Here is a 24768-nt window from a genome sequence, read left to right as displayed (position 1 = left end):
AAGCAAGAGCTCCCGCTGTCTTCAAGCTGCCGAAGAGCGTGTCCGCCGCAGAAGCATCGTGACAGTCGCCACGCCGACCATCAGTGGAGCGGATGGCTCCGGAACCGCGACGAACTCTCCGAAGCCGTTGGAGTTGCCTCCGGTGAGGCTGAGATTCCCATCCCACGCCGCGAAGATCCCACTGTTCGGGCCGGGCAACTGAGGCCGGGTGGTGGCGAAAAGATCGAAGCGGATCGAGGAGGTATTGTGATAATACAGGATCATGCCTCCATCCGCGGTCGTTTCCGGGTGCCCTTCGCCCCGCGCATCGAAACGGTAGCTACCATCTTCATCATGAACGTGGATGCCGCTCCCGTCGTGAAGCTGGTAGCCCGCAAAGCCGTCGCCGGCAAAGGTGCGGATCGATTCCGACTGATAGCGCTCGCCATCGTGGTCGTAGACCAGGAATCGCACTCCAGGCAACGTGATGGGGTTGGAGAAGTTGCTGCCGCTTTCGTAGAAGGAAAGCGTCCACGCGATTCCCCCGGTTTGCTGGAGGGAGTTGCCATCGTGACGATAGTAGACTCCCAAGTCGTCGTTGGTGGACGCGCCGTTGTAAGAGGGGAGCCAGCCGACCCATTGATAGGTGCTGGTATCGCGGAGGCCGGGGCCTTCGCCGTCGATCAGCCCGGCTACGGAGACGCGGACATCAATGGAGGTTCCATTGTAGGAACCGGCATTGGCAAAATCGAGGAAGCTTCCCGAGTGATACCATGGCCCGAGAGTCGATCCGTTCGGATTCAGATCCAAGGCTGGCTGGACATTGTTGCTGAAATCCAGATCAACGTAAGTTTGACTTAGAGCCGCGCCGGATAGGAGCGCGAAGGCGGAAAGGACACCGCTAGCGATGGGGGAATTCATGGGGGTGGGGGGAAAGCGCGGGCTGTCTAGCACCTCACGCCATGGCGAACGATCTGTAATTGCTACGCGATCGTGGAGGATCAGGGACGATGGAACTGCGCGGAAAGTGCCTTTGCGAGTTCCTCCACATTCCCGGGATCAAAGAGGGTGAGGTGCTGGCCGGGCACCGGGACGATCCTGAGCCCCCCATAGGTGTAGGGAGTCCAGCCGTAATCGCTGGGCCACTCGACCTTGTCGCTGAGGGTCATCGCCTTGAATAGGGTGATCTGTCCTCCGAAAGGACGCGGCTTGTAAGCCTGCATGGCTCGCCAGTTCTCCTCACGCACCTGTACGCGGCGGAGGTCGCTATGAGCTTCGGCGGGACCCGAACTAAAGGCCGCGGCGACCTCGGCTTTCACGCGACGGTTGGTCGCTATCCCTTCGGCGATTCGCTCGCGGAGACGCTCGAGGCGCGCGGGAAGCGGCAGGTCTTGCTGTTGTTGCCAGAAGGCATTGAAGCGCCCGGGCAGGGAATAGCGCTTGGAAGGTGCAACCGGATTGTGGGTGTCGAAGAGCCCGAGGAACTCCACCTTGTGACCCTGTTCTCCCAGGATGCATGCCATCTCGTGCGCGACCACGCCCCCGTAAGAATAACCTGCCAGGCGGAAAGGTCCGCCGGGGTGGCTGGCAAGCAGCAGCTTCACATAAGCGGCCGCCGTCTCTTCCACGCTGGCCGACTCGATGGGGTTATTGCTGCTTAGTGCAAGCGATTCGATGGCATGCATCGGCAGATCGCGCGGCATGAGCTCGGCCAGGCTGCGATAGAAGAGCACGCCTCCATCACCACCATGAATACAGAAGAGCGGAGGTTGCCCGTTTCCTTCGGAAAGGGTGACGAGGTGGCCCTTCTTGTCGCCTGCATCTGCTGGGGAAAGCTGCCCGGTCCGCGGGACAATGAGGTCTGACAACTGGGCGATCGTGGGATGACTCAGGAGTGCTGCCAGCGGAAGCGTCCGGCCGAATTCCCGGTTGATGCGGGAGAAAAGGCGCAGTGCCATCAGCGAGTGGCCGCCTAGGGCGAAGAAATCGTCATTTCGTCCGATCTCTGAAACCTCCAAGAGTTCGCTCCAGAGGATCGCAAGCTTCTGTTCCGTCTCTCCCTGCGGCGGGATAAAACTCGTACGCGCGGCAGGTGTGGCCGTCACTGGATCCGGTAGCGTGGCGACGTCGATCTTCCCGTTTGCGGTGATCGGGAAGCTGGAGAGGACCATTACCCCATCGGGACGCAGGAAGGCGGGCAGGCGTGAGGAGAGCCAGACAGAGAGAGCATTGGCATCGAGCAGGCTGCCTTGCTCCGTGAGCGCCCACGCGAGGACACGCTTGGTTTCCGAGCTGTCGCCGCGCACTGCGACCTTCGCCTGACGGACCTCGGGATGCGAGGCTAGCATCGTCTCGATCTCGCCGAGTTCGATGCGGAAGCCGCGGACTTTCACCTGATGGTCGCGACGCCCGATGAACTCGATCGAGCCGTCTGCCAGCCAGCGACAGAGGTCACCGGTCCGATAGAGGCGGCCGAACTGCGGGTGCTGGATGAATCTCTCTGCGGTAAGTGCGGCGTCGTTGTGGTAGCCTAGGGCGAGGCCATCTCCGCCGGTAAGAAGTTCTCCGGGAATGCCGGCGGGAAGCTGGCGACCAAGCTCGTCGAGAATGAAAACGGTCGTGTTTCCGACGGGTCTTCCGATCGGGATCGAAGGTCTTTCACAGTCCTCGGCCTTGATCGCGTGGCAGGTCGTGAAGGTGGTGTTTTCCGTGGGGCCGTAGCCGTTGATGAGCTTCGTCTGCGGCAGCAGGTCGAGTGCACGGCGCACGTGTGACACGGACAGCACATCGCCACCTGCCAACAAGTAGCGCAGGCCTTTGAGCGATTCCGCGTGCTCTTCCATCATTACTTGGAAAAGTCCGGCGGTGAGCCAGAGTGTGGTGACACCCTTGTCGCGGACGGCGGAAGCGATCTCATCAAGGCCGGTGCCACGTGCGGGAATTACCAGCTTGCCACCATTCAACAGCGGTCCCCAGATCTCGAGCGTGGAGGCATCGAAGGAAAGTGGCGCGGCCTGCAGGAAGACGTCGTTCTCAGCGATCTCAATGAAGTCGCAGTTCTTCACCAGGCGGGCGACGGCGCGATGCGGCACCAGCACACCCTTCGGCTTGCCAGTGGAGCCGGAGGTAAAGAGGAGATAGGCGGGTGCCTCGGCTCCGAGCGCGCGCGCGAGCTCGGGCAAGCGGGCGGGTGTGGCAGCCTTGCCTAGCGCCGGGATCTCCAGCGCAGAACCTTGCCATGCGCCGAAGGCCTCGCGGCAGCCGGAAGCTGCAAGTGCGACCTTGGCCGATGACTCCGCGAGTAGGAGGGCGAAACGCTCTGCAGGGTAGTCCGGGTCCAGTGGCACATAGGCACCACCTGCGAGCAGGATTCCCACAAGGCCAACGATCATCTCCGGCGAAGGCTTGGTGCAGAGCGGGACAAGATCGCCTGGCCGCACGCCGGCAGCGATCAGAGTGGCCGCGATGGCGGACGCCTCGGCGTAAAGTTCACGATAGCTCAGCGTGAGATCCCCGAACTCGATCGCCGTGCGCTCCGGGAAGCGGAGTGCCGTCTCCGTGAAGAGTTGGCCGATGGTTGCTTCGCGAGGATACTCGCGCTCGCTGCCGGACCACTGCCGGGAAAGCGTCTCTTTCTCGGCATCGGTGAGAATTTCCAGCGCAGAGAGCGGCTTCGACGGATCCTGCGCAATGTTTTCCAATAGGCGTTGGTAATGCCCCAGCATGCGCCGTGCGGTGGAGCGGTCGAAGAGATCGCTGCTGAAATCGCAGGTCACGCGCCAGCCTTCGGCGCGTTCCACCATGAAGAAGTGAAGGTCGAAAATCGCGCCCGGCGAGCGCGAGGGGATGGGGATCAGATCGACTCCTCCGAAGTGGCCTGCCTTCGCGAAGGATCTCTGGTGCGTGAAGTTGACTTGAAAGAGCGGGTTGCGGCTCTGGTCGCGTGTCGGTTTCAGCGCGCGCACCAGGCATTCGAAAGGCAGGTCCTGATTGTCCACCGCTTCCAAGGCGGTATCGCGCACCTGACGTACAAAAGTTTCGAAGGAGGGATCTCCCGAGAGATCGCTCCGCAGGATCAGCGAATTGATGAAGACCCCGATAAGAGGCTCCAGTTCGGCGCGAGTGCGCCCGGTGATTGGCGAGCCCACCGCGATGTCCGTGCCGCCGCTGTAGCGGTGCAGCAGCACCTTGTAGGCGGCCAGCAGCAGGTGATAGAGGGTGGCCCCTTCGCGAGCTGCGATCCCTTGCAGCCTGCCGGTGAGTTCCCGCGGAAGAAGTGTGGAGACCAGATCTCCATTCCAAGTCTTTGCCGCAGGACGCGGACGGTCGGTGGGAAGGTCCAGCTCCGTCATGCCGGCGAGACGCCTCTTCCAATAGCCGAGTTGCTTCTCGATCTCGGGACCGGAGAGGAAATCCTTCTGCCACACGCTGAAGTCGCCGTACTGCAGGGCAGGGGCTTCCAACGGGCACTCCTTGCCTTCATGATAGGCTTGGTAGATCTGCGCGAGTTCCTGGGTCAGCACCGTCATCGACGAGCCGTCGAACATCGCGTGATGCACCGTGACGTGCAGGATATGAAGGATCGGCGAAAGCTTCACCAGCTCCGCGCGGAAGACCGGTCCCGTCGCCAGTTGGAACGGGCGCTGTGCCTCGATACTGCCGAGGCGGTCGGCTTCGGCCTGCCGCTCGTTCTCCGGAAGCATGGAGACATCGTGGACCGCAAGCGTGAAGTCGATCGCGGGCCTCACGACTTGCAGCACCTCGCCATTGTCCTCTTCAAAATGCGTCCGCAGCGACTCATGACGATCCACGATCGTATGCAGCGTGCGTTCCAGCATCCTGGCATCCAGAGGGCCTTCCAGACGGAAGCGCATCGGAATGTTGAAGGCCGTAACTCCCGGCTGCAGCAGTTCGAGATACCAGAAGACCTGCTGGGCGATGGATGCCGGAAAGGCGAGCAAGTCCTCTGTCCCATCTGCGGGGGCGGCGGTCGCGTCGATGCTGTGCGGTGCTTCGCTCATGGACTCAGAGTTTGCGGCGATAGGCATCGCGGTTGACGCGCTGGATGGCGGTTGTTGCGGGAGCCGCTTCAGAAGCGGTATTGAGTTCCGCTGCCAGCGCGGCGATGTTCCGAAGCCGGAAGACTTGGGCGGGTGTCAGGGTCAGCCCCGCGCGCGCGGCACGGGTGGTAATCTGGAAGATCAGGATGGAATCGCCACCGAGTTCGAAGATGTCGTCCAGCGTGCCGATCTCGTTCAGGCCGAGCACCTGCCCCCAGATCTCCGCGAGCTGGCGTTCAGTCTCGTTTTTCGGCGCGGTGATTTCGCGTGTTTGGGATTCATCGCTCGCTCCGGGAGCAGGCAGGGCCTTGCGGTCCACCTTGCCGTTCGGGGTAAGCGGGAAATGATCGAGCACGACGAATGCCGTGGGAATCATGTAGTCCGGAAGCTTTCCCGTGAGGTGCTTGCGCAGTTCCGGAGTGAAGTCTCCCCCCGGAGAACCAGCCTTGTCGTGATAAGGCTCGTTTGCGAGGGGTGCTGGCGTTGATTGGATTGGCCAGAGCGGCAGGTTCGCATTGCCCGCAGGAAGGAAAACCGCATCGATCAATCCCGCAGTGCCGTTGCCACGCCAGCGGGCGTGAGCTCGGTAGCCGCTGGCTTCTGCCACGGCATGGAGATCCTCGGCAGAGACGGCTGATGATGGCGGGGAGGGGATGAAGGGCAGCGGGCTATCTTCCGGCGAATGCTCCACCGCACGCAGGTAACCCAGTGGTGAGGAGAGCCGTGCGTCCGGGATGCCGGAGATCGCGATCTCCTCCGGGCCTTCGGCCAGGATCGCTTCAAGCTGTTCCAAATTCAGACGCTGCCATTCACGCCACTTTGTCACCAGTTGCACCGGTGGTTTCTCGCCGATGTGCAGGATCACGTCGTAGTGATAGGTCGTCGTTTCGTTCGCCAGCTTGCCACGTCGCAGTTGGATCTCGACATGGGCAAGCCCGGGAATGTCCACGCGATCAAACCATGCGGGATCGAGCGAGAGTTCGGTCTCACGTGAGAGCCGCTGCCTGAGCTTGTCACGAAGCTGGCCGCAACTGGTTCCCGCCGGAGCCCGTTCGTGCAGAATTTCGGCGTGGTGTGCCGCCAGCAAGGCATTGCCTTGGATGTCGCCGAGGAAGATTCGCCCGCCGGGCTTGAGGGTGCGGGCTGCGCCTTGCAGCACCAGCGCGAGGTAGGAGGCATCCGGGAAATACTGGGCCACGGAGTTGATCACTACCGTGTCGAAATACTGCTCCGGGATCTCCGTGAAATCATCGGCGGGGCGGTGGAAGAGCTTCACCTGCGGAAGCGGCTGGCTCTTTGCCAGTGCGTCGATCGCCACCTTGGAAATGTCCGCGGCCCAGTAGCACTCGGCTTCGGGTGCGAAGCGGGCGAGGATCTGGCCGGTGCCGCAGCCGATTTCGAAAATACGCCGCGGACGGTATTGGCGCAGACGCATCGTGGTCATGTCGATCCACTCGTTGACCTGTGCGTCGATATCGTCGATGCCAGCCCAGCCTGCGATCACCGAGTCAAGGCGGTCCAGTTTTTCACTCCCGGATTGGTCGATCGCGGACTTGTAGAGCAGGTCCCATTGGTCCTGCCAGATCGCCGTGCCATTGCCCGGGTTGCCATTTGCGCCCGGCTTCACATAGGCGACCAGACGACCATCGTGAACATGAGCCACGGCCTGCGCGACCGAAGCATGCTGTTCGAGATGGGCCTCAATGTCGCCAAGCTCGATGCGGAAACCGCGAACTTTCACCTGGTAGTCCATGCGGCCCAGGCACTCGATGCTTCCATCCGGGTTCCAGCGCGCGAGGTCGCCGGTGCGATAGAGCTTGCCGCCCTGGAGCGGGGTAGAAATGAAGCGGTCTGCGGTCAGGTCGGGACGCTCATGATAGCCCTCGGCCAGGCCGTCACCACCGATCAGCAGCTCGCCTGCAATGCCGGTAGGCTGAGGCAACATCGCCGGGTTGACGATGTAGACTTGGGTATTGTCGATCGGGCGTCCGATGGTGACCGGACCCTCTCCTGATGTCACCTTTGCGGTCGTGGACCAGATCGTGGTTTCGGTAGGCCCGTAGACATTCCATACTTCACCGCAGAGAGCGGCGAGGCGGTTCACCAGATCACGCGGTACGGCTTCACCGCCGACCAGCGCCTTGAAGCCCGCCTTTCCGGCCCAGCCTGCTTCGAGAAGCAGGCGCCACGTGGCAGGAGTTGCCTGCAGGATGGTAATATCCTGGCGGGTGATCGATTCCGCGAGACGGTTGCCATCAATGGTGATCTCGCGGGTGGCGATCACCGTTTCGGCTCCGGTAGTCAGCGGCAGGAAGATTTCCAAGCCGGAGATGTCAAAAGAGAGGGTGGTGACCGAAAGCAGCACGTCATCCGGCGTCAGGCCAGGCTCGCGGCGCATCGAATTCAGGAAGTTCACCACGGCGCGATGCGGAATCCGAACGCCCTTGGGACGACCGGTCGAACCGGAGGTGAAGATCACATAGGCGATATCCTCCGCGCCGACCTCCATCGGGACAAAGGAAGACGCATCACCGCTGAGCTCGTCCGTCAGCAGCACCTTCGCGCTGGAAGCCGGGAGTTCGCGATGGAGGGATGTTTGCGAAAGGATGACCGGCATGTGGGCATCCTCCACCATGAAGCCGAGGCGCTCGGCAGGGAATGCCGGATCCATCGGGACATAGGCCGCGCCGCACTTCAGGATGCCAAGCAGGCCGGCAACCATGTCGGTCGAGCGTTCGAGATGGATGCCTACAAGATCGCCGTGCTTCACCCCGGCGCTTTGCAAACGCGCGGCCAATTCGGTGGCACGTTGCTCAAGCTGGGAATAGGTGAGCGAAGTCTCCCCGCAGCGCAGCGCTACTTTCTCCGGAAGACGAGCGGCTACCTGGGAGATCAGGCAGGGCAGGCTGGCGCTCTTCGCATATTGGCGCTGCGTCGCATTCCAGTCGACGAGCACGCGCTGGCTTTCCTCCGCATTGAGGATGGGCAGCGATTGGAGCGGGAGATCTCCATCTTGGATCGTGCTTTCGATCAGTTGCTCGAAGCAGCCCAGCCAGCGACGGATCGTCGCGGCATCGTGAAGGTCGGTGTTGTATTCGCACTCCACGATCATCCGTCCGTCGGTTTGGACGAGATTGAAGAAGAGGTCGAAATTGACGTGGCGTTTTGGATTGGTCGCCACGTCGAAGCCCAGGCCATCGAAGCCGATCTGGTCGACGCCCGATTTGTCGATGTTGAACATCACGGTGACCAAGGGCAGACGGCTGGTGTCGCGCGGTAGGGTCAGCTTCTTGAGAAGGCTGCCGAAGGTGTAGTCCTGATGGTCGTAGGCCTCGAGAACTTGTTCCTTCACCTCGGCCGCGAAAGTGCGGAAAGGCCGGTTGGCAGTCGCGTTCAAGCGCAGGGGCAGGAAGTTCAGGCAGTGGCCCACCAGTTCATCGCGGCCGATCCGCGTCTGGCCGGCGGCGGGAACGCCGATGACAAGGTCCTCTTGGCCGGTGAGGCGATGCAGCAGTGTGGCGAAGGTTCCAAGCAGGGTGGCGAAGAGCGTGCCGCCCAGCTTCGGAGATGCCTTCTTCAGGCGCGCATAGCGGTCTGGATCCAGCGTGATTGCTTCCATCGCACCCGCATAGGTTTTCACCTGCGGGCGGGGGCGGTCGGTCGGCAGTTCCAGCACGGGAGCGCCATTGGAGAATTTCGCGACCCAGAAGTTCTCCGCTTGCATGCGGTCTTCGGAGTTCTTGTTCGCGACTTCGTGACGGGCGTAGTCGGCGAAAGACATCGCGGGCGGCAGCATCGGCAAGCGGCCTGCCTTGCGGGCATTGTAGGCATTCGCCAGCTCCATCAGGAGCATGCCGAAAGACCAACCGTCGCAGACCATGTGGTGCGCGGTGAAAAGGAGTTCGTGGGACGCCGGGCTCAGACGTGCCAATTGCAGGCGGAGCAGCGGGCCATGGGTCAGGTTGAAGGGCGTGCGGGTTTCGTCTTCCTTGATCTGCGCCCAGTGCATCTCCCGGGCATCCGCGGTGAGCACGGAAAAGTCATGCTCCGTAATTTCCAGCGCACGGGGTGCCGCGTGGAAAAGTTGCTGCTGCCCATCCTCGCTGATCGTACTGCGAAGGGCCGGGTGCCGGACCACCAGGTCGAGCAGGGCGGCGTGCAGGGCGGCGGTGTCCAACTCGCCCTCGAAGCGGATGATGTTGGACTCGTTGTAAGAGCAATTCGCCTCATCGCCCATCATGAGCGAGTGGAAGATCTCGCGCTGGGCCTCGGTGGTCACGGCCACGTCGCGACGCGGGAAAACCGCCGGCGCCTCGTGTCCGATGGTGGCTGGTGCAGGCAGGAAGCCCGCGGCCTGCATGTCTTCCACCGCACCGACGAAGCCGCGGACCACGCGGTCGAGATCTTCATCTGTATGAGCAGTGGTGAAATAGAGCGGCCGGCCCTCCCAGATGTGGACGCCGCGCTCACGGAGGAAATACCAGAGCAGGCTGGCATATTTCAGGTCCGGTGCGTGCTCGACCACCGCATAGGCACTGAAGTGCGGCAGGCGGATCGGCACGCCGATGTTCTCGAAATGCTGGTTGAGCGTGCGGCAGAGGCGATCCACACGCTCGGTCACTTCGATCTGCAAGCGCGGTCCTTCACCCTTGAGATGTTCCACCACGCGCCATGCTGCGGCGAGTGCCAGCGGGTGGCGGACAAAGGTGCCGGCGAAGAAGGTCACGCCGACTTCCGGGAAGCTGTCATCTCCGTAGTTCCAAGCACCGCCATCCAGCGCGTCCATGTATTCGCGCTTTCCTGCCAGCACGCCGATGGGCATGCCTCCGCCGATCACCTTGCCATAGGTGGCCAGGTCGGCCTCGACACCGAAGTAAGCCTGCGCGCCACCCGGATGGCAGCGGAAGCCGGTGACCACTTCATCAAAGATCAATGCGGTGCCGGACGCCTTTGTGATCGCACGCACTTCCTGCATGAATTCGCGCGGCTGCAACCCTGGCGCGCGGCTCTGCACCGGCTCCACCATCACGGCGGCCAGTTCATGGGCGTGGGCACGGAGGATCTCCAGCGAGGCCGGGTCCGCGTAATCAAGCACCAGGATGTTTTCCACCAGCGATTGAGGGATGCCCGGTGCGATCGGCTGTGCCTTGTAAACGCCATCTACCCAGGCACCACGCACCAGCACTTCCTCGAACATGCCGTGGTAGTCGCCGGTAAAGTAGGCGATGCGTGTGCGGCCGGTGATCGTGCGGGACAGCCGCATTGCGGCCATGACCGCTTCGGAACCCGTGTTGCAGAAAGTCACGCGGTCCATGTTGGTCAGCTCCGCGATCGCCTTTGCGAGCTTGCCTGCGATGGGCGACTGCGGCCCGATTTCGATGCCGGTCTTGAGCTGCTTCTCCACGGCTTCAACCAACCAATCCGGAGAATGGCCGAAGAAGTAAGTGCCGAAGCCCATGGTGATATCGACGTATTCGTTCCCGTCGATGTCCCAGATCTTCGCGCCCTTGGAGCGCTCGGAAACAATCGGGTAGACCATCTCCTTCCACAAGGACTTGAAGCCGGCCACGGCACGCGGGTCGGCATAGTGATCACGATGCTCCGCGGTATACGCCTTCGAGGAGGCGGTCTTCCGCACGTAGCGGGAAATCAATTCATCCAGTGCCTTTTGTTGGGTCCCGGTTAATCCGCCGTTCTCGCCTTTGTCGATCGGCTTGTAGGGGCCGAAGCGGGCATTGGCCACGGTGGTCCGCGTATGATTCGCGGGCCACTTCACCTCAGGCTGGTTGCTTGCCGGAGGTAGCGGGGCTGCGGCTGGCGGACCTCCACGCTGCGATTCCAGCAGTGCCTGCATCAGCTGGATCTGGTTTGCCATCAGTTGCTCGATGGTCGAGCCTCCTGCCACCGGCTGCGGCAGGGGGGCAGGTGCCGCCGCCACGGCAGGTGCTGCTGGTGTTGCGGCAGCTTCGGCTGGAAGTTCGGCATCAAGGTGGGTGGCGATGCTCGCTACCGAGGAAAGGTCGCCGAGCATCTGGCGGAAGGTGATCTTCACGCCAAAGCGCGATTGGATCGCTTGGCTGGCCTGGGTCAGGAATAGCGAATCGAAACCCAACTCCGTGAAGGTGGCGCCGTCGTCATCGACTGCGACTCCGGAAAGTTCGAGGACGATCGCGCGAAGCTTTGCGGCGAGGCCCGGACGGCGGTCAAGGGGGGCTGACATCGGTTGGGGGGGAGTGGGTGAAACAGCAGGGGCGGCAGAAGAAATCGAATTCTGAATCTCGTTCCTTGGTTGCGGGTTCTCCGCTTCCTGCGACCGGTCGATCCAGAAACTCTGGCGTTCGAAGGGATAGGTTGGCAGGTGGACGCGTGCGCGCTCCTGTCCGGAAAAGAACGCCGACCAATCGAGCGGTGCGCCGTTTTTCCACAGCTCGCCGGCAGCATTGAGCAAATCACCGAGGTCTTCCGAAGAAGAGGGGAGGGTGGAAATGACAATGCTATTGCCGCGTGCCGGATGCTGCCGGGCAAAGGGAGCAAGTGCTTGGCCCGGCCCAACTTCGAGGAGGATCAGACCCTCGTCCACGAAGGCCGTGGCCAGCGCATCCGTGAAGCGCACCTCATGCCGGAGTTGCCGCGCCCAATAGGCGGGATCGGCCAGCGTGGCGGCATCGACGGCCTTGCCCGTGCAAGTGGAAATCCAAGGAATGCCTGGCGCATTCGCCGTCACTCTCGCCGCTTCCTCGGTGAAGGGTGCCACGATGGGCTCCATCATCACGGAGTGGAAGCCATGCGAGGTCTTGAGCTGTCGGCAGGCGATCTTCTTCTCTTCAAGCTGAGCTTGGAAGGCCGCGATGGCTTCATGGCTGCCGGACACCGTGCAGAGCTTCGGGCTGTTGATCGCCGCGAGGTCGACATCCTTCGGCATCTCCAGTTCATCGATGCCTTGGCGCACGGCAAGCATGGCACCGGACGGAAGGGACTGCATCAACCGCGCACGCACCGACAGCAGCCGGAGCGCATCGGGAAGACTGAAGGTTCCGGCGAGCACCGCTGCCACATATTCACCGATGCTATGGCCGATGAGAAGCGATGGCTCGATGCCCCAGGAGATCCAAAGCTTCGCCAGCGCATACTCCACCACGAAGATGCAAGGCTGCGTGAGCGAGGTCTGGTGAATGCGTTCCTCGGCGGCAGCCCGATCGCCTTCAGCGGGATAGAGCGTGGCCCGGATATCCAGGCCGAGATGATGCTGGAGATGTCCTGCACACTCATCCACGGCGGCGCGGAAAGCGGGCTCGGAATCGTAGATGGCCCGGCCCATGTCGGGATATTGCGAACCTTGGCCGGGAAAGAGGAATGCGACCTTCGCGGACTTCGGTGCCGCGTTGCTCTTGGCTGCTTCACGCAGCTTCGCGACGGCTTCGCCTGCATCCGCTGCGACGACGTGGCGGCGGAACGCAAAGGCACGACGACCGGTAGCGAGGGTGTAAGAGGTATCGGCCAGCCGATCGTTGCTTTCGAGATGCTTCGCAAGATTTTCCGCCATCGCATCAAGTGCCGTGGCGGTTTTCGCGGACAGCACCAGAAGCTGCTTTTTCCTGCCTTCCGGAGAAGACTCGATCGCCGGTGCTTCCTCCATCACCACATGGGCATTCGTCCCACCCACACCGAAGGCACTCACCCCTGCAATGCGAGGCGAGCCGTTCGGCAGCCAATCACGGGTTTCGGCGACAGGAGCCAGCGGGCTATTGGCAAAATCAATCCGAGGGTTCGGCGCGGTGAAATGGAGCAGCGCCGGGATCTTCCCGTGGCGGAACTGCTGGATCGTCTTGATCAATCCCGTCACGCCGGCCGCCACATCCAGATGCCCGATATGCGTCTTACCGGTGCCGATCGCGCAATAGCCATTGCCCGTCGCCCCTCCAGCCCGGAAGGCCTTCGTCAACGCGGCGATCTCGATCGGATCTCCCAGCGGTGTTCCCGTGCCGTGGGCTTCGATGTAGGAGACATCCTGTGGATTCACCCCTGCCGACGCTTGCGCCAGCGCGATCACATCCGCCTGTGCATTCAGCCCGGGCGCGGCGAAGCCGATCTTGTCCGAGCCGTCATTGTTCACCGCCCAACCTTTGATCACCGCCAGGATCGAGTCGCGATCTGCCACGGCTTCGCTCAAGCGCTTCAGCAGCACGACGCCGCAGCCGTGGCCGAAGACCGTGCCATTGGCCTTTTCATCAAAGGCTCGCACGGTCCCATCGCCGGAAACCATGCCTTCTTCCGTATAGCGGTAGTCCCGCTGCTGCGGGAAGCTGATGGAAACCCCGCCTGCCAGGGCCATATCGCACTGGTAGGTCAGCAGGGAAGTCGCCGCTTGGCAGATCGCCACCAGCGAGGTGGAGCACGCCGTCTGGATCGTCATGCTCGGCCCGCGCAGGTTCAGCTTGTAGCTGACGCGTACCGGCAGGAAGTCCTTGTCGTTGCCGAGCATCGTCTGGTACTCGGACACCTGATAGTTCTTCGCCAGCTCCTTTGCCTTGCCCAGATTGTGGAGCAGGTAGGTATTCAGGCTCAGGCCGGCATACACGCCGATCATGCCCGGATAGGCACCGGGATCATAGCCGGCGTGTTCGATCGCTTCCCATGCGCATTCCAAGAAGACCCGGTGCTGCGGATCCATCAGTTCGGCTTCCTTCGGATAGATCCCGAAGAAGGAAGCGTCGAAGAGATCCGCATGCTCGATCATGCTGCGAGCCCCGACATATTTCGAGCCGTCGCTCTCCACCCGGCTCTCGAAGCGCGTGATACTATCCTTGCCCGCGATGAGATTCTGCCAGAACTCATCTGGATTCGCGGCGCCAGGGAAGCGGCCAGCCATGCCGATCACGGCGATGGCCTCGGGCGGGGGAAGTTCTTCGTTCATCAGCGGGGGGTGGGACGACGGAAGCGGGCAAGCCCCGCTTGTTGCAAGCGTGCCCGGTCTTGGGCACTCGGTGCCGCATTCGCCGCGGCCTGCGGGGAAAGGAAATCCGCCAGCGACTTCGCACTCGGGCGGGCAAAGAGATCGGTGATTGCCAAGTCGCGGCCGGTCAGCTCGCGCAAGCGGAGGTGGACTACTGCCAGATGGATCGAGGTTCCCCCCAAATCGAAGAAGTTCGCTTCAGTATCGTTGACGGGGCGTTCCAGCACCTGGGACCAGAGGGTGAGGATCCGGCCTAGCAGACCCTCTTCGCGGACCTCATGGGCTTCATCCGAACGATTTGACTCGGCCAAGGCCAAGCGGTCCACCTTCCCGTTCGGGGTGAGCGGAAAGCTCTCCGCAAAGTGGAACTCACCCGGAATCATATAGGCGGGCAGCCGCTCTGCCAGAAAGCCTTTTAGGATCGCCGCATCGACCGTTCCCTTGAGGTGTCCGATCAATCGTCCGTCCCGCGCGATGACGACCGCCTGGCGCACGCCCTCATGCTGTTCCAAGGCCAGCTCGATCTCTCCGAGCTCGATCCGGAAGCCATTCACCTTCACCTGATGGTCGGCACGTCCTCGGAATTCCAAAGTCCCGCAGGGTAGCCTGCGAGCGAGGTCTCCCGTGCGATAGAGTGCTCCCGCCAAGGCAAAGCTCTTTCGGGTGCGATCCTCGTCGTTGAGGTAGCCTCCGCCCAAGCCGGCCCCGGAGATGCACAGCTCGCCGAGTTCCCCGTCGGGCACCACGGCCAGATCCTCGTCCCGGATCGTCACGATCACATTCGGGATCTCGCGGCCCAATGGCACGAAGCCGAAAGCGTCCAGATTCCCACGATGCATCCGGTGAAAGGCACAGATGTCCGTACACTCTGTCGGGCCGTAGGTGTTCACGATCTCCGCTGGGCAGGCCGGATGCTCCAGCCAAGCCCGCAGGCGCGGTATCGAAATGGGTTCGCCTCCCAGCACTGCAAAACGGATGGAGCGCAACGCTGCGTAATCCTCCGATGCTGCTGCATCCACCAGGGGATAGAAAGCACTCGGAGTGCAGTTCACCAGCGTTACGCGGTGTTCGCGAATCAGCCGCGAAATACGGGAGATATCGTAGGTCCTGCAATCGTCCAGTAGCACACGCCCGCCGGTGAGCAGGGGGGCGAAGAAATTCTTCTGGGTCAGATCAAAGCTCGGGGAGCTGATGACCAACGTGCAATCGTCCGCTCCGAGATCCAGTTCGTGGACGTACCAGTCCAGGAGGTTGGCGAAACTCCTTCGGAAGACCGAGGCTGCCTTTGGTTGGCCGGTTGAGCCCGAGGTGAAGATCGCATATAAGGGATCGTCCGGGGTCGCGTAGGAGATCACGGGGTCGGCAGAGACCTCCCGGTCCGCGGAAAGCGCGATGTCCGATACTTGAGCGGCCCCCGCGCTGAGGAAGCCATCCGCAAGGGAGGCGCTGGTGACCACCGTTTCGAGACCGGCGGAGGAAATCATGTGTTCCAGCCGCGCTTGAGGGTAGGCCGGGTCCAGCGGCACGTAGGCGGCCCCCGATTTGACCACGGCGAGCAGAGCGACGATCAGGTCCACCGATCTATCGAGGCCTATGCCGACGTAGGCGCCGGGCCGCGCGCCCAGTTCCTGAAGCCGCCGCGCCAGCCGGTTTGAGCGCTGGTCGAGTTCCCGCAGGCTGAGGGCGTCCGCGCCGGAAATGGCAGCGATGTCATCGGGCCGGTCCTGCGCGCGCGTGAGGAAGCGGTTCAACAGGCCGTCCAGCAGGAGGCCTTCCTGCGTGAGGGGGGAAGCGGTCATGGCTGGGGGGTGGGAATGAGCCGAGTATTTTTAAAAATTGAGATAGGTCAATAGTCGGGAAAACTTCGGCGGAATGATGGGGGGAAATCGGCAGTGCTTCGGAATGTGGGCTTTCCGTTGCGTCGTGGCTGGCAAAATGGTTCATACCAACAACTGCGTTAGAGTGGCATTACGTGATTTCGTAAGGTCCATGATTTTGAAATTCTCTTGTCCCCACGGGTTCTAATTTTTATGCTGACGCCGCTGACTCCCGCATGTCCCACCGAGTGCCACGCGCCCCCCGGGTGGTCCCTCTGATGCTTTCCGCGCTCGCGGCGGGCTCTTTGGCACCTTCATGGGGGGAAGAAATCCTATCCACAGTTCCCGGCCGCTTGGAGGGGGAGTTGCACACTCGTATTGTGGATTCGCGGGGTGCGCGTCTCGATCCTTACGCGACCGAAACCCGCTCCCAAGAAGTGGAGATGGGTCTCGCGATCTCGGCGGCCTACGATGACAACATCTTTCTGAGCGCTTCCAAGGCCCAGTCGGACCTTGTGGTTAGAGTGGCCCCTTCGATCGCCTATCGGAAAGGCGACAAACTGGGTGGAGAGGGCGGCTTTCTCACGATTGCCTACCGTCCGACCGCCGTGGCTTATGCCGACCACAGCGACAACGACCGAATCGACCAGGAATCCGCTTGGGAAGCTGGTTGGCGTGGCAAGGCGATCACGCTGGCCTATACCGGAGCCTTTCGGCAACTGGGAGACGCGACCGCCGACACCGGCACCCTGACGGATCGCACGGAGGTCGCCAATGAGGCACGCATTGCTTGGTCCCTTCGTGAAAAGGTCACCGTGGAAGCAGCGGTGGGCCAAGAAAGCACGGATTACGAGTCCGGCGCCTTCGCAGATTCCGATCTCGTCTATGGGGAGCTGGCCTTGCGCTATGCCTATTCGCCGAAGACCCGGCTCGGACTCATTTACAGGGGCGGCCGCTTCGAAGTGGATGGCGCTGGAGAGCAGACCGTGCACCGGCTGACCGGTCGCATCGAATGGAAGCCGCGCGAAAAGATCGCCATCGATCTGGAAGCGGGTGGGGAGCACCGCTCTTTCGACAATGGTTCCGACACCACCCCGGTGGTTGAGGCCCGGATCGGCTGGATGCCGAAGGAAGGGACGGAGCTTTACCTGAATGGTTATAGCCGGGAGCAGGCCTCCGCTTACACCCCCGGCCAGAACTACACCGAGAGCGGCCTTGCCCTCGGTATCTCCCAACGTCTGGGAGAAAAATGGACCGCCCGTCTGGATGGGGGCGTGGAGCGCGCATCCTATACCCAGGTCTCCGGAACGGGGATCGCCGGTCGCGTGGACAAGATCCACTTCATTCGTCCTGCCTTGGAGTACCGTTTCACCGACGACTTCAGCATGGGCTTCTTTTACCGTTATTCGGAGAACAGTTCGAACCGGCCGGGCCTCGGCTACGAGAACCATTCTGCCGGAATCCAGATGGGTTATAAGTTCTAACCCGCCATCCCGCCCCCCTAATCATGAATGTGAAACTTTTTCTGATCCTGTGCACCGTGCTGGGAGCGCTGACGGCCCTCACGTGGGGGCAATCTCCGGCGGCCGGCCGCGCTTCCGGGGTTATCGGCAAGCTCGATTCGGTCGAAATCCGCGTCTTCCGTGAGGATGAACTCACCACCGCCGGACAACTTTCGGCGGACGGCAGCATCACGATGCCGCTGATCGGCGCGGTGAAGATGGTTGGCCTTACCACCGATCAAGCCGCTGCTGCCATCAAGGCCAAGCTGAAGGACGGCTACCTGATCAACCCGCAGGTCAGCGTTTCGATCGAAGGCCGGATCCGCCGCACGGTCACCGTCTTGGGCCAAGCCCAGAATCCGGGGGTCTTCGAAATCCCCGCCGACCGCAAATTGACCGTCGTGGAAGCCATCGGCATGGCCGGCGGTGCCACCCGCATCGCAAATACGAAAAAGATCACCCTCAAGCGGAATGGCGGAGCCCGCCCGCAGGTTCTCAATTTGAACCTGAAGGACATCACGTCCGGCAAGACCGCGGATCTGCAACTGCGGGATGGTGACGTGATCACTATCCCCGAAAGCCTGTTCTAATTCCATCCGATCACCCCTTACGATGGCATCCCCCCGAAAACCGGATTACCCGCTTGCGGCTTCACCTTCGAAGTCCGGCGAGCTGGCGAATGTTTCACCCACGCTCTATCTGCCGAAGGTCGAGCCCGGCCGCCTTGTCGGCATCGTCCTGCGGCGCGGCTGGTTGGCCGTGCTAGGCGTGGTCCTCGCCGTCGCGGCGATGGCGCTCTATCTGAAGGGCGCTCCGAAGATCTACATCGCCACCGGCTCGGTGGAAGTCAGCAGCCATGCACCGCGGGTGCTTAATATCGATGGTCTCTCGCCGGAAGACTCCAAGGATCTCGAACAACTCCGCACCATCGAGCGCAACATGGCCTCGACCGCGCTGCTGCTGCGGGTGTTAAAGGAGAATGGCCTGCAAGAGGCGAAGGATTTCGCCCCGCCGGGCACCAGTGAGCAGGGAGTGCTCGGTATCTTTGCCAAGCGCGTCCGGGTCGAGCTCGACCGGGGCACCCGCGTGGTGGTGATCAGCGTGGAAGACACCGATCCCCAGCGGGCCAAGGTGCTCGTGGAATCGCTGGTGAAGGAATACGACCTTTGGATCAAGGATCGTCGCGAAACCCAGGCTCGCCAGGCCAGCCAAGGTCTTGCCTTGGAGGAGGCGAAGCTGCGGCAGGAGATGGAGGCCGCCGGTGCCGTGCTCCAACAGTTCCGTGAGGAGCACCCGGTTCCTGGACTCGATGAAAAGGATCTCGCCGGCTCGGGTGGCAGCCAGCTGGGCAACTTGAATGCCCAGCTTTCCCAGGCAAAGACCGAGCGCCTGCGCCTCGAAGCCGAGTTTGAAGCTTTCAAGAAGTTCGATCCCGCGGATCCGGATTCCTTGGCGGGAATCAGCCGCAGCACGAATGCCGAAGGTGTGACCAGCCAGATCCGGGCCTTGCAGGCGAAGGAGTTGGAATTTGCGAGGCTCAAGGAGCGCTACGGCCCGAAGCACCCGGTTTACAAGGAGACCGAGCAGGAAGTTCTAAGCCTCAAGGATGATCTCGCGGAAGCCGTGAGCTCTGCCGGACAGGCCCTCGAAAAGAGCTACCATGTCGCGATGGAGAACGAGGCCAAGCTGCAGGGTGAGGTGGATGGAGCTCGCACGGTGGCGGTGGGAGTCGAGGGCATCCGCGCCCGCTTCGATGTCCTGAAGCGGGAAGCCGAGGCTGCCCGCGAGCTGCATGCCACCGTGGACAAGCGGCTGCGGGAAACGACCTTGGCCAGTGCGGTTGCCGCATCGTCACTTTCCTGGGCGGAGCCGCCCTTTGTTCCGGAAAAGGCCTCGAAGCCTAACAAGCGGGTCCTCTTGCCGGTCGCGGCCTTCGTGGGCATGTTGATGGGAGGCTTCATGATGGTCGGCCTCGAGCTGGCGGATGGCCGCGTGCGGGATGCCGCGGCGGCGGCTCGGGCCACCGGCGTCCCGCTTCTAACCAGCCTGCCGGCCATTGCTGCCGGGAGGGAAGGGGACATGGTCCTGCTTTCGGATCCCGCCTCACCGGCAGCGGAGTCGATTCGCCGCCTGCGTGCGGTATTGCTTCCGCCCCAGACCAATCCCAATGCCCGGACCGTTCTCTTCGCCAGCGTCTTGCCGGGCGAGGGACGTTCCCTCTGCGCCATGAACTACGCCGCCTCGCTGGCCATGCAGGGCCAGCGGACCCTTCTGTTGGATGCGGACATGCGGCGTCCCGGATTGAGCCGACAGCACGTCAACGGGAGCTCCGGAGGGCTGGGGGATTATCTGGACGCCAGGGCGGATCCCGCGAGCGCCTGCTATCCCACCTCTCTGCCGAATCTCTACCTGCTTTCTTCCGGCCCGATGCGGGATGATGCCGCGGAGCTCCTGTCCGGCACCCGGTTTCCCGTCCTGTTGGAAGATGCCTACCGTTGGTTCGACGCGGTGGTGATCGATAGTCCGCCTGTTCTTTCTGTTAGTGATGCGCTCGCTATTTCCCGCTATGCGGACCGCGTTTGCATGGTCGTGCGCCAGAATGCCAACGAGCGCCGCCATCTGCGGAAGTCTGCCGAGCTGATCCGTTCGGCCGGCGGAAATTTGGTGGGATTTGTCTGGAATGAGCTCCCGTTCCGGGGCAAAGGAGAAGCCTCCCACGAGCCTGTTGTCCCTGTCCACCATCCGGCGCTTGCCAGCTCCAGTTCCGGTGTGACTGTCGCCAACGGCGCGGTGGACGCCCGTGGAGATGCTGGTGATGACCAGTCCTCCCCGATCACGTAATGGACGGCTCCGGCTTTCCTTGATATTATACACCCAGTCGCGGCTCCCCCGGCCGTGACGCGCGGATCCCCCGGTCCGTATCCCCGAATCCCCCCGAACATGAACTGTGCTCCCCCCGCACCAGCCGTGGAGTCGCCGGTACCCCCGTCGTCTTCTCCGGTCACCCCTGATGCTGGCGTGCGCTCGTATGAGCTGCGTCATCGCCATCGACCTTGGATGGCTCACCAAAAGCTCGTCGCCGTGAGCTTTCTCGGCGATGCCGCCGTGGTATTCATCGCGATGATCCTAGCGTACTTGCTACGCTTTGAGTCCGATCTCCAGCATATGGGGATCGATGATCCTGCCATCGATCTGCGCGCTTACCTCGGCCACGTCATCTTTGGCGGCGTGCTGATGCTGGCGATGCTGGCAAACTTCCGGGTGCATGATCCCCGGAACTACCTCGCGATCCGCCGGACGTTTACCGTCATCTTCAAGACTTGCGTGCTGTGGTTCGTCGGCTTCCTTGGGATTTCCCTGATCCTGAAGCTGAATCCCGCGATCAGCCGGGTTTACTGCGTGCTTGGCGCGACGAGTTCCCTGGTCCTGCTCTGCGCTTGGCGTTGGTTCCTTTACTGTGTGCTGCGCCGCGAGTCCTTCGCCCAGGCCTTGCGCCAGAAGGCAATCTTCGTCGGCTGGAATGAAGAATGCGGCCGCGCGCTGGATCGTCTCGGAGAAGGCCGTGCCAACCAGATCAATGTCCATGGCGTGGTCCTGCCGCCAGGCGGTCAACTGGAGATGGCTCCGCCGGCAAACGTGCCGGTGCTCGGCTCCTACGATTCGTTCCGCGATGTGGTTCGGAATTCGGGTGCGGATTTGATCATGGCCGTGGATGGCTGCATGGACCGTCACCAGATGCTCATGCTGGCTGAGACCTGCGGCAAGGAGTTCGTGGACTTCAAGCTCGTGCCGAGTTGCTTCCAGATCCTTGTTTCCGGGCTGCAGATCGAGAGCTTCCACGGAATGCCGGTCCTTGGCATCGGCAAGCTGCCGCTGCATCACGCGTTCAATAATGCCCTGAAGCGGGGCATCGATGTGCTGGGTGCCTTGGTCGGCTTGGTGCTCTTTGCTCCGGTGATCACCGTCTTCTGCTTGGCCGTGTGGATGGAATCGCGCGGTCCGGTCTTCTACCGTCAGCGCCGCATTGGCCTGAACGGCCGCCCTTTTGAAATCTACAAAATCCGCTCCATGCGTCTCGATGCCGAGGCAGCAGGGAGCCCGGGCTGGACGGTGAAGGACGATCCGCGCCGCTTGAAGATCGGCAGCTTCATGCGCGAGTGGAATATCGACGAGCTTCCGCAGTTCTTCAACGTGCTGTGCGGGGAGATGAGCCTCGTGGGCCCGCGCCCCGAGCGCCCCGAACTCATCGAGAACTTCAAGGAAGAGATCCCGCACTACAACGTGCGCCACAACATCAAGCCCGGCGTTACCGGCTGGGCTCAGGTGAATGGCCTGCGCGGCGACACCTGCCTGCGCGAGCGCGTGAAGTTCGACCTCGACTACATCGAGAACTGGAACTTCTTCCTCGATCTCCAGATCATGGTGATGACCTTCTTTAGCCGGAAGGGTGCCTGCTAGATCATCGGGCCGGTGCTTCCGGGCACCGGCCTACTCTTCCCATGCAAGCCACGGTGTCCACCGACCCAAGCCACGCCGCCCGCCGCGATCGCTCGATCAAGCTGGCGGTGGTCACCTCCTTTGTCTCGAAGGCTGGAACCGCGCTTTTTCAATTGCTCTCGATTCCGGTTGCGATCCGCGTGCTGGGGCGTGAGGAATTCGGCCTCTATACCACGGTGAATTTCACCTTGGCCACGGTGGCCTTGCTGCAGGTGGGTATCGGCCCCGCGCTGGCACACGGCCTGTCCGGCGCGAAGGCGAGGGGAAATGAAGGGGAATCACGCCGTCTGGCCTCCACGGCCTTCTTCATGATGTTGGGCATGGCCCTGATTGCGGGAATCTTGCTTTCGGCAGTGTTGCTTTCGGTGCCACTGCCTTCGCTCTTCGGTTCGGAGTTCGCGATGAAGGAAGGCGTGCTGCGCCCGGCATTGTGGACCGGGCTGGGGTTGTTCCTGCTGCTCTTCGTCCTGAATCTCACCGACCGGGTTCGCGAAGGCTTGCTTGAGGCCTCTTCTAACAATCTGTGGGGCGCCTGTGGAAATGTCATTGCGGCGATCGCCGTGGGAGTAGGCGTGTTTTTCGTGCCGCAGGTCTGGTTCCTCGTGCTTGCGGTCCACGGCTCCATGGTGCTTGCGAAGCTCTTCAACACGATCTCGCTTTGGAAGAAACATCCCGATACCCGGCCGGCTTGGACTTGTTTCCAATGGCCGGTGGCGAAGCACCTCTTTACCGATGGCCTTGCCTTCTCCGCGTGCACGCTCGTGGCGGGCATCGTGGAATACAATATCGCGGGCTGGCTGGTGGGTCGTAGCGGAGGTCCTTCCGCCACGGCGATGTATGGCGTTTTTGTTTCTCTCACCATCATGCAGCTTGGCTTCGTGATGATGCTCAGCACGCCGACCTGGCCGGCAGTGGCGGAGGCGCTCGCCCGGGCTGACGTGCCGTGGGCGAAACGTGCGGCACGGCGCCTTTATCTCTACGGCAGCGGCTTTGCACTCTGCTCTGCCGCGGGTCTGATCCTGCTGGGCCCATGGGCCTTCTCGATCTGGCTTGGAAAGGAATTCGCTGATACGCCGCGGACCTTGCTGGCCTGCTACGGCGCTTACTTCGTGGCGCACGTCTGGCGCCATCTCAACCACGCCCTGATGATCGGGACAGGTCAGGTCGGGCGTTTGGCGCGGGTGCAGTTCGTGGAATCGGCCTTGGTGGCGATCGTCGCGGTGCTCGCGCTGAAATGGGGTGGCATTGGAACCATGCTGCTCTCCATGGCCTCAGTCATGGTGGCGGTGACCGGTTGCAGCCTGCCGCGCCTCGTCGCTCACGGGCTGCGCCTGCAGCGTGAGCCAGCCCCGGACCTGGCTGAGCCGGCAAAGGCGGGATATGGCGGATGAAGCAGAGTTGCCTTCTTTATCGACTTTCCGAGGCGCTGGCTTGGCGTCATCTTGCCAGTGATGGAAACTGAAGAACACCTCAGGGCCCGCTCGTTGACGATCGTCGATCGGGATGGAAATCCGAAGATCTTTCTCGATGGGGGACAGAACCCGGGAACGGCGCATATCTCGCTGAAATCCGATAACGGTGCATGGCTCCAGATCCACGAACAGCCGGGAGGATTCATCACCATCAGTCTCAACGGTCCAACCGTGGGTGCGGGCGAAGTCGTGCTTGGGCCGATGGGCCTTTCGATTCGGGATGGGGAAGGAAAGCTCGGCGTGATGATCGGAAAATTTTCCGATCCTTCGACCTGTGAGATCACCGTGTATCGCGGAGGGGAGCAGAAAGCCCGCTTTCCGGAAGGCTGGCATTCATGATCACTGCGGGATCCGTTTCACGAACAGAGGCCGCCGGGCACTTCGATTTCCTCGCGGAGTGTGGAACAGCTGAGCGATGAGTAACTGCATCGGGAAGATCACTGGTTTTACCTCATCCCGAAACGCTGATAAGTCCTTCGATGGAGATTTCCGGCTACCTTCAGATTCGCACGGCGATGGTAAATTTCCATGTGCTGAAGGACTCGTCCGGCTTGTATCTGTTAGACGCGGGTTTCGCCGGCGGTTGGCGGGCCTTGCGTTGGGCACTTCACCGCGCGGGGTGGGATAACTTGCCGATCCGTGGCATCATCGTGACGCATGGTCACTTGGACCACATCTTGAACATCGGCCGGATCGCGAGGGAGACCGGCGCATGGATCGCTGCGCCGCGTGGGGATGCTGCCCACTACGAAGGGAGGCCCTGCTATCCGGGCGTCGCGAAGCTTACTGGCTTCGCAGAAGGGATCGCGAGGCCGATGCTTGGATTCACGCCCTTTGTTCCGGACCGTTGGATTGAAGACGGCGATGACCTCGACGTTTGGGATGGCCTGAAGGCCGTGCATTTGCCCGGCCACACCGATGGCCACACCGGCTATTACTGTGAGCGGCATGGGCTGCTCTTCTGCGTGGATCTCTTCGCGAGTTTCCAGGGCTTCACGCATCTCCCGCCCCGGATCTTCAATTCCCGTCCCGGCCAACTCTCCGCAAGCCTCACCAAGGCGCTTTCGCTCGATCCCAAGGGTGTGATCCCGAATCATGCGGACCGCGCCAGCCCGGAAGAGCACCTGACACGTCTGCGCAAGCTTGCGGCGGCGAACCGTTAGGCCGCGCGGGGGAATATTTCTCGACCTGAGGGTGCCAACCGGAGCATCAACGCGCGGCGGAACTCGCTTCCCCGCAACGCCATGGCATTGAAGATCCTCAAGAAGCTCGGTGTCGGGCTGTTGGCGACGGTCGTTGTGATCGGCTCCTTTGCCGTGTGGGCACATTTCGCCCAGAAGGAACTGGATGCAGAGGAAATTGCACGCCTTGCCAAGGAGCAGGAAATCCTCGACCGCCGCTATCCCGTGAAGGCTGGCAAGCCGAAGCCTAAGGCGACGCTGGCACCGCTGCCCGTGCGCGGGATGGCGCCGGCAGCCCAGCCTTGAT

The 24768-nt window shown here is 62.1% G+C and carries 12 protein-coding genes; 8 read left to right on the top strand and 4 right to left on the bottom strand.

What is annotated here, in order from left to right; all coding sequences use genetic code 11:
- Positions 1-21: 21 nt before the first annotated feature.
- The 4 genes from HHL09_RS02655 to HHL09_RS02640 all read right to left on the bottom strand — a co-directional run bounded on the left by HHL09_RS02655 (position 22) and on the right by HHL09_RS02640 (position 15791).
- Positions 22-900, bottom strand: coding sequence for a hypothetical protein (locus tag HHL09_RS02655; protein WP_169452945.1), 879 nt, complete (start codon positions 898-900; stop codon positions 22-24).
- A gap of 80 nt (positions 901-980) precedes the next feature.
- Positions 981-5000, bottom strand: coding sequence for a non-ribosomal peptide synthetase (locus tag HHL09_RS02650; RefSeq protein ID WP_169452944.1), 4020 nt, complete (start codon positions 4998-5000; stop codon positions 981-983).
- Positions 5001-5004: 4 nt separating this feature from the next.
- On the bottom strand, positions 5005-13953 hold the full coding sequence (locus HHL09_RS02645) for a non-ribosomal peptide synthetase/type I polyketide synthase (RefSeq protein ID WP_169452943.1): 8949 nt from the start codon (positions 13951-13953) through the stop codon (positions 5005-5007).
- Complete coding sequence (locus HHL09_RS02640) at positions 13953-15791, bottom strand: amino acid adenylation domain-containing protein (RefSeq protein WP_169452942.1); 1839 nt, start codon at positions 15789-15791, stop codon at positions 13953-13955. Before HHL09_RS02640 ends, HHL09_RS02645 begins: the two co-directional genes overlap by 1 nt.
- A 266-nt stretch (positions 15792-16057) precedes the next feature.
- Between HHL09_RS02640 and HHL09_RS02635 the strand changes: the two genes are divergently transcribed.
- The 8 genes from HHL09_RS02635 to HHL09_RS02600 all read left to right on the top strand — a co-directional run bounded on the left by HHL09_RS02635 (position 16058) and on the right by HHL09_RS02600 (position 24767).
- Positions 16058-17293 carry a porin family protein gene (locus HHL09_RS02635; RefSeq protein WP_169452941.1) on the top strand — a complete coding sequence of 412 codons (1236 nt, stop codon included), beginning with the start codon at positions 16058-16060 and terminating at the stop codon, positions 17291-17293.
- 23 nt (positions 17294-17316) lie between these two features.
- Complete coding sequence (locus tag HHL09_RS02630) at positions 17317-17901, top strand: polysaccharide biosynthesis/export family protein (RefSeq protein WP_169452940.1); 585 nt, start codon at positions 17317-17319, stop codon at positions 17899-17901.
- A gap of 22 nt (positions 17902-17923) precedes the next feature.
- Complete coding sequence (locus tag HHL09_RS02625; protein ID WP_169452939.1) at positions 17924-20152, top strand: GumC family protein; 2229 nt, start codon at positions 17924-17926, stop codon at positions 20150-20152.
- A 216-nt stretch (positions 20153-20368) separates the two neighbouring features.
- The gene (locus HHL09_RS02620; protein ID WP_169452938.1) at positions 20369-21769 is read left to right on the top strand and encodes a sugar transferase; all 1401 of its coding nucleotides are present in this window, start codon (positions 20369-20371) and stop codon (positions 21767-21769) included.
- A 41-nt stretch (positions 21770-21810) separates the two neighbouring features.
- Positions 21811-23199 carry a lipopolysaccharide biosynthesis protein gene (locus tag HHL09_RS02615; protein ID WP_169452937.1) on the top strand — a complete coding sequence of 463 codons (1389 nt, stop codon included), beginning with the start codon at positions 21811-21813 and terminating at the stop codon, positions 23197-23199.
- Positions 23200-23259: 60 nt separating this feature from the next.
- The gene (locus HHL09_RS02610; RefSeq protein ID WP_169452936.1) at positions 23260-23619 is read left to right on the top strand and encodes a hypothetical protein; all 360 of its coding nucleotides are present in this window, start codon (positions 23260-23262) and stop codon (positions 23617-23619) included.
- Positions 23620-23795: 176 nt separating this feature from the next.
- Positions 23796-24443: an MBL fold metallo-hydrolase gene (locus tag HHL09_RS02605; RefSeq protein ID WP_169452935.1), complete on the top strand. Its 648-nt coding sequence runs from the start codon at positions 23796-23798 to the stop codon at positions 24441-24443.
- 81 nt (positions 24444-24524) lie between these two features.
- Positions 24525-24767, top strand: coding sequence for a hypothetical protein (locus HHL09_RS02600; protein ID WP_169452934.1), 243 nt, complete (start codon positions 24525-24527; stop codon positions 24765-24767).
- Position 24768 lies beyond the last annotated feature (1 nt).

It is taken from the genome of Luteolibacter luteus (assembly GCF_012913485.1).
In the GTDB taxonomy this organism is placed as follows: domain Bacteria; phylum Verrucomicrobiota; class Verrucomicrobiia; order Verrucomicrobiales; family Akkermansiaceae; genus Haloferula; species Haloferula lutea.
The sequence above is the reverse complement of the archived record's forward strand: the minus strand, read 5'-3'. Positions and strand labels throughout refer to the sequence as shown.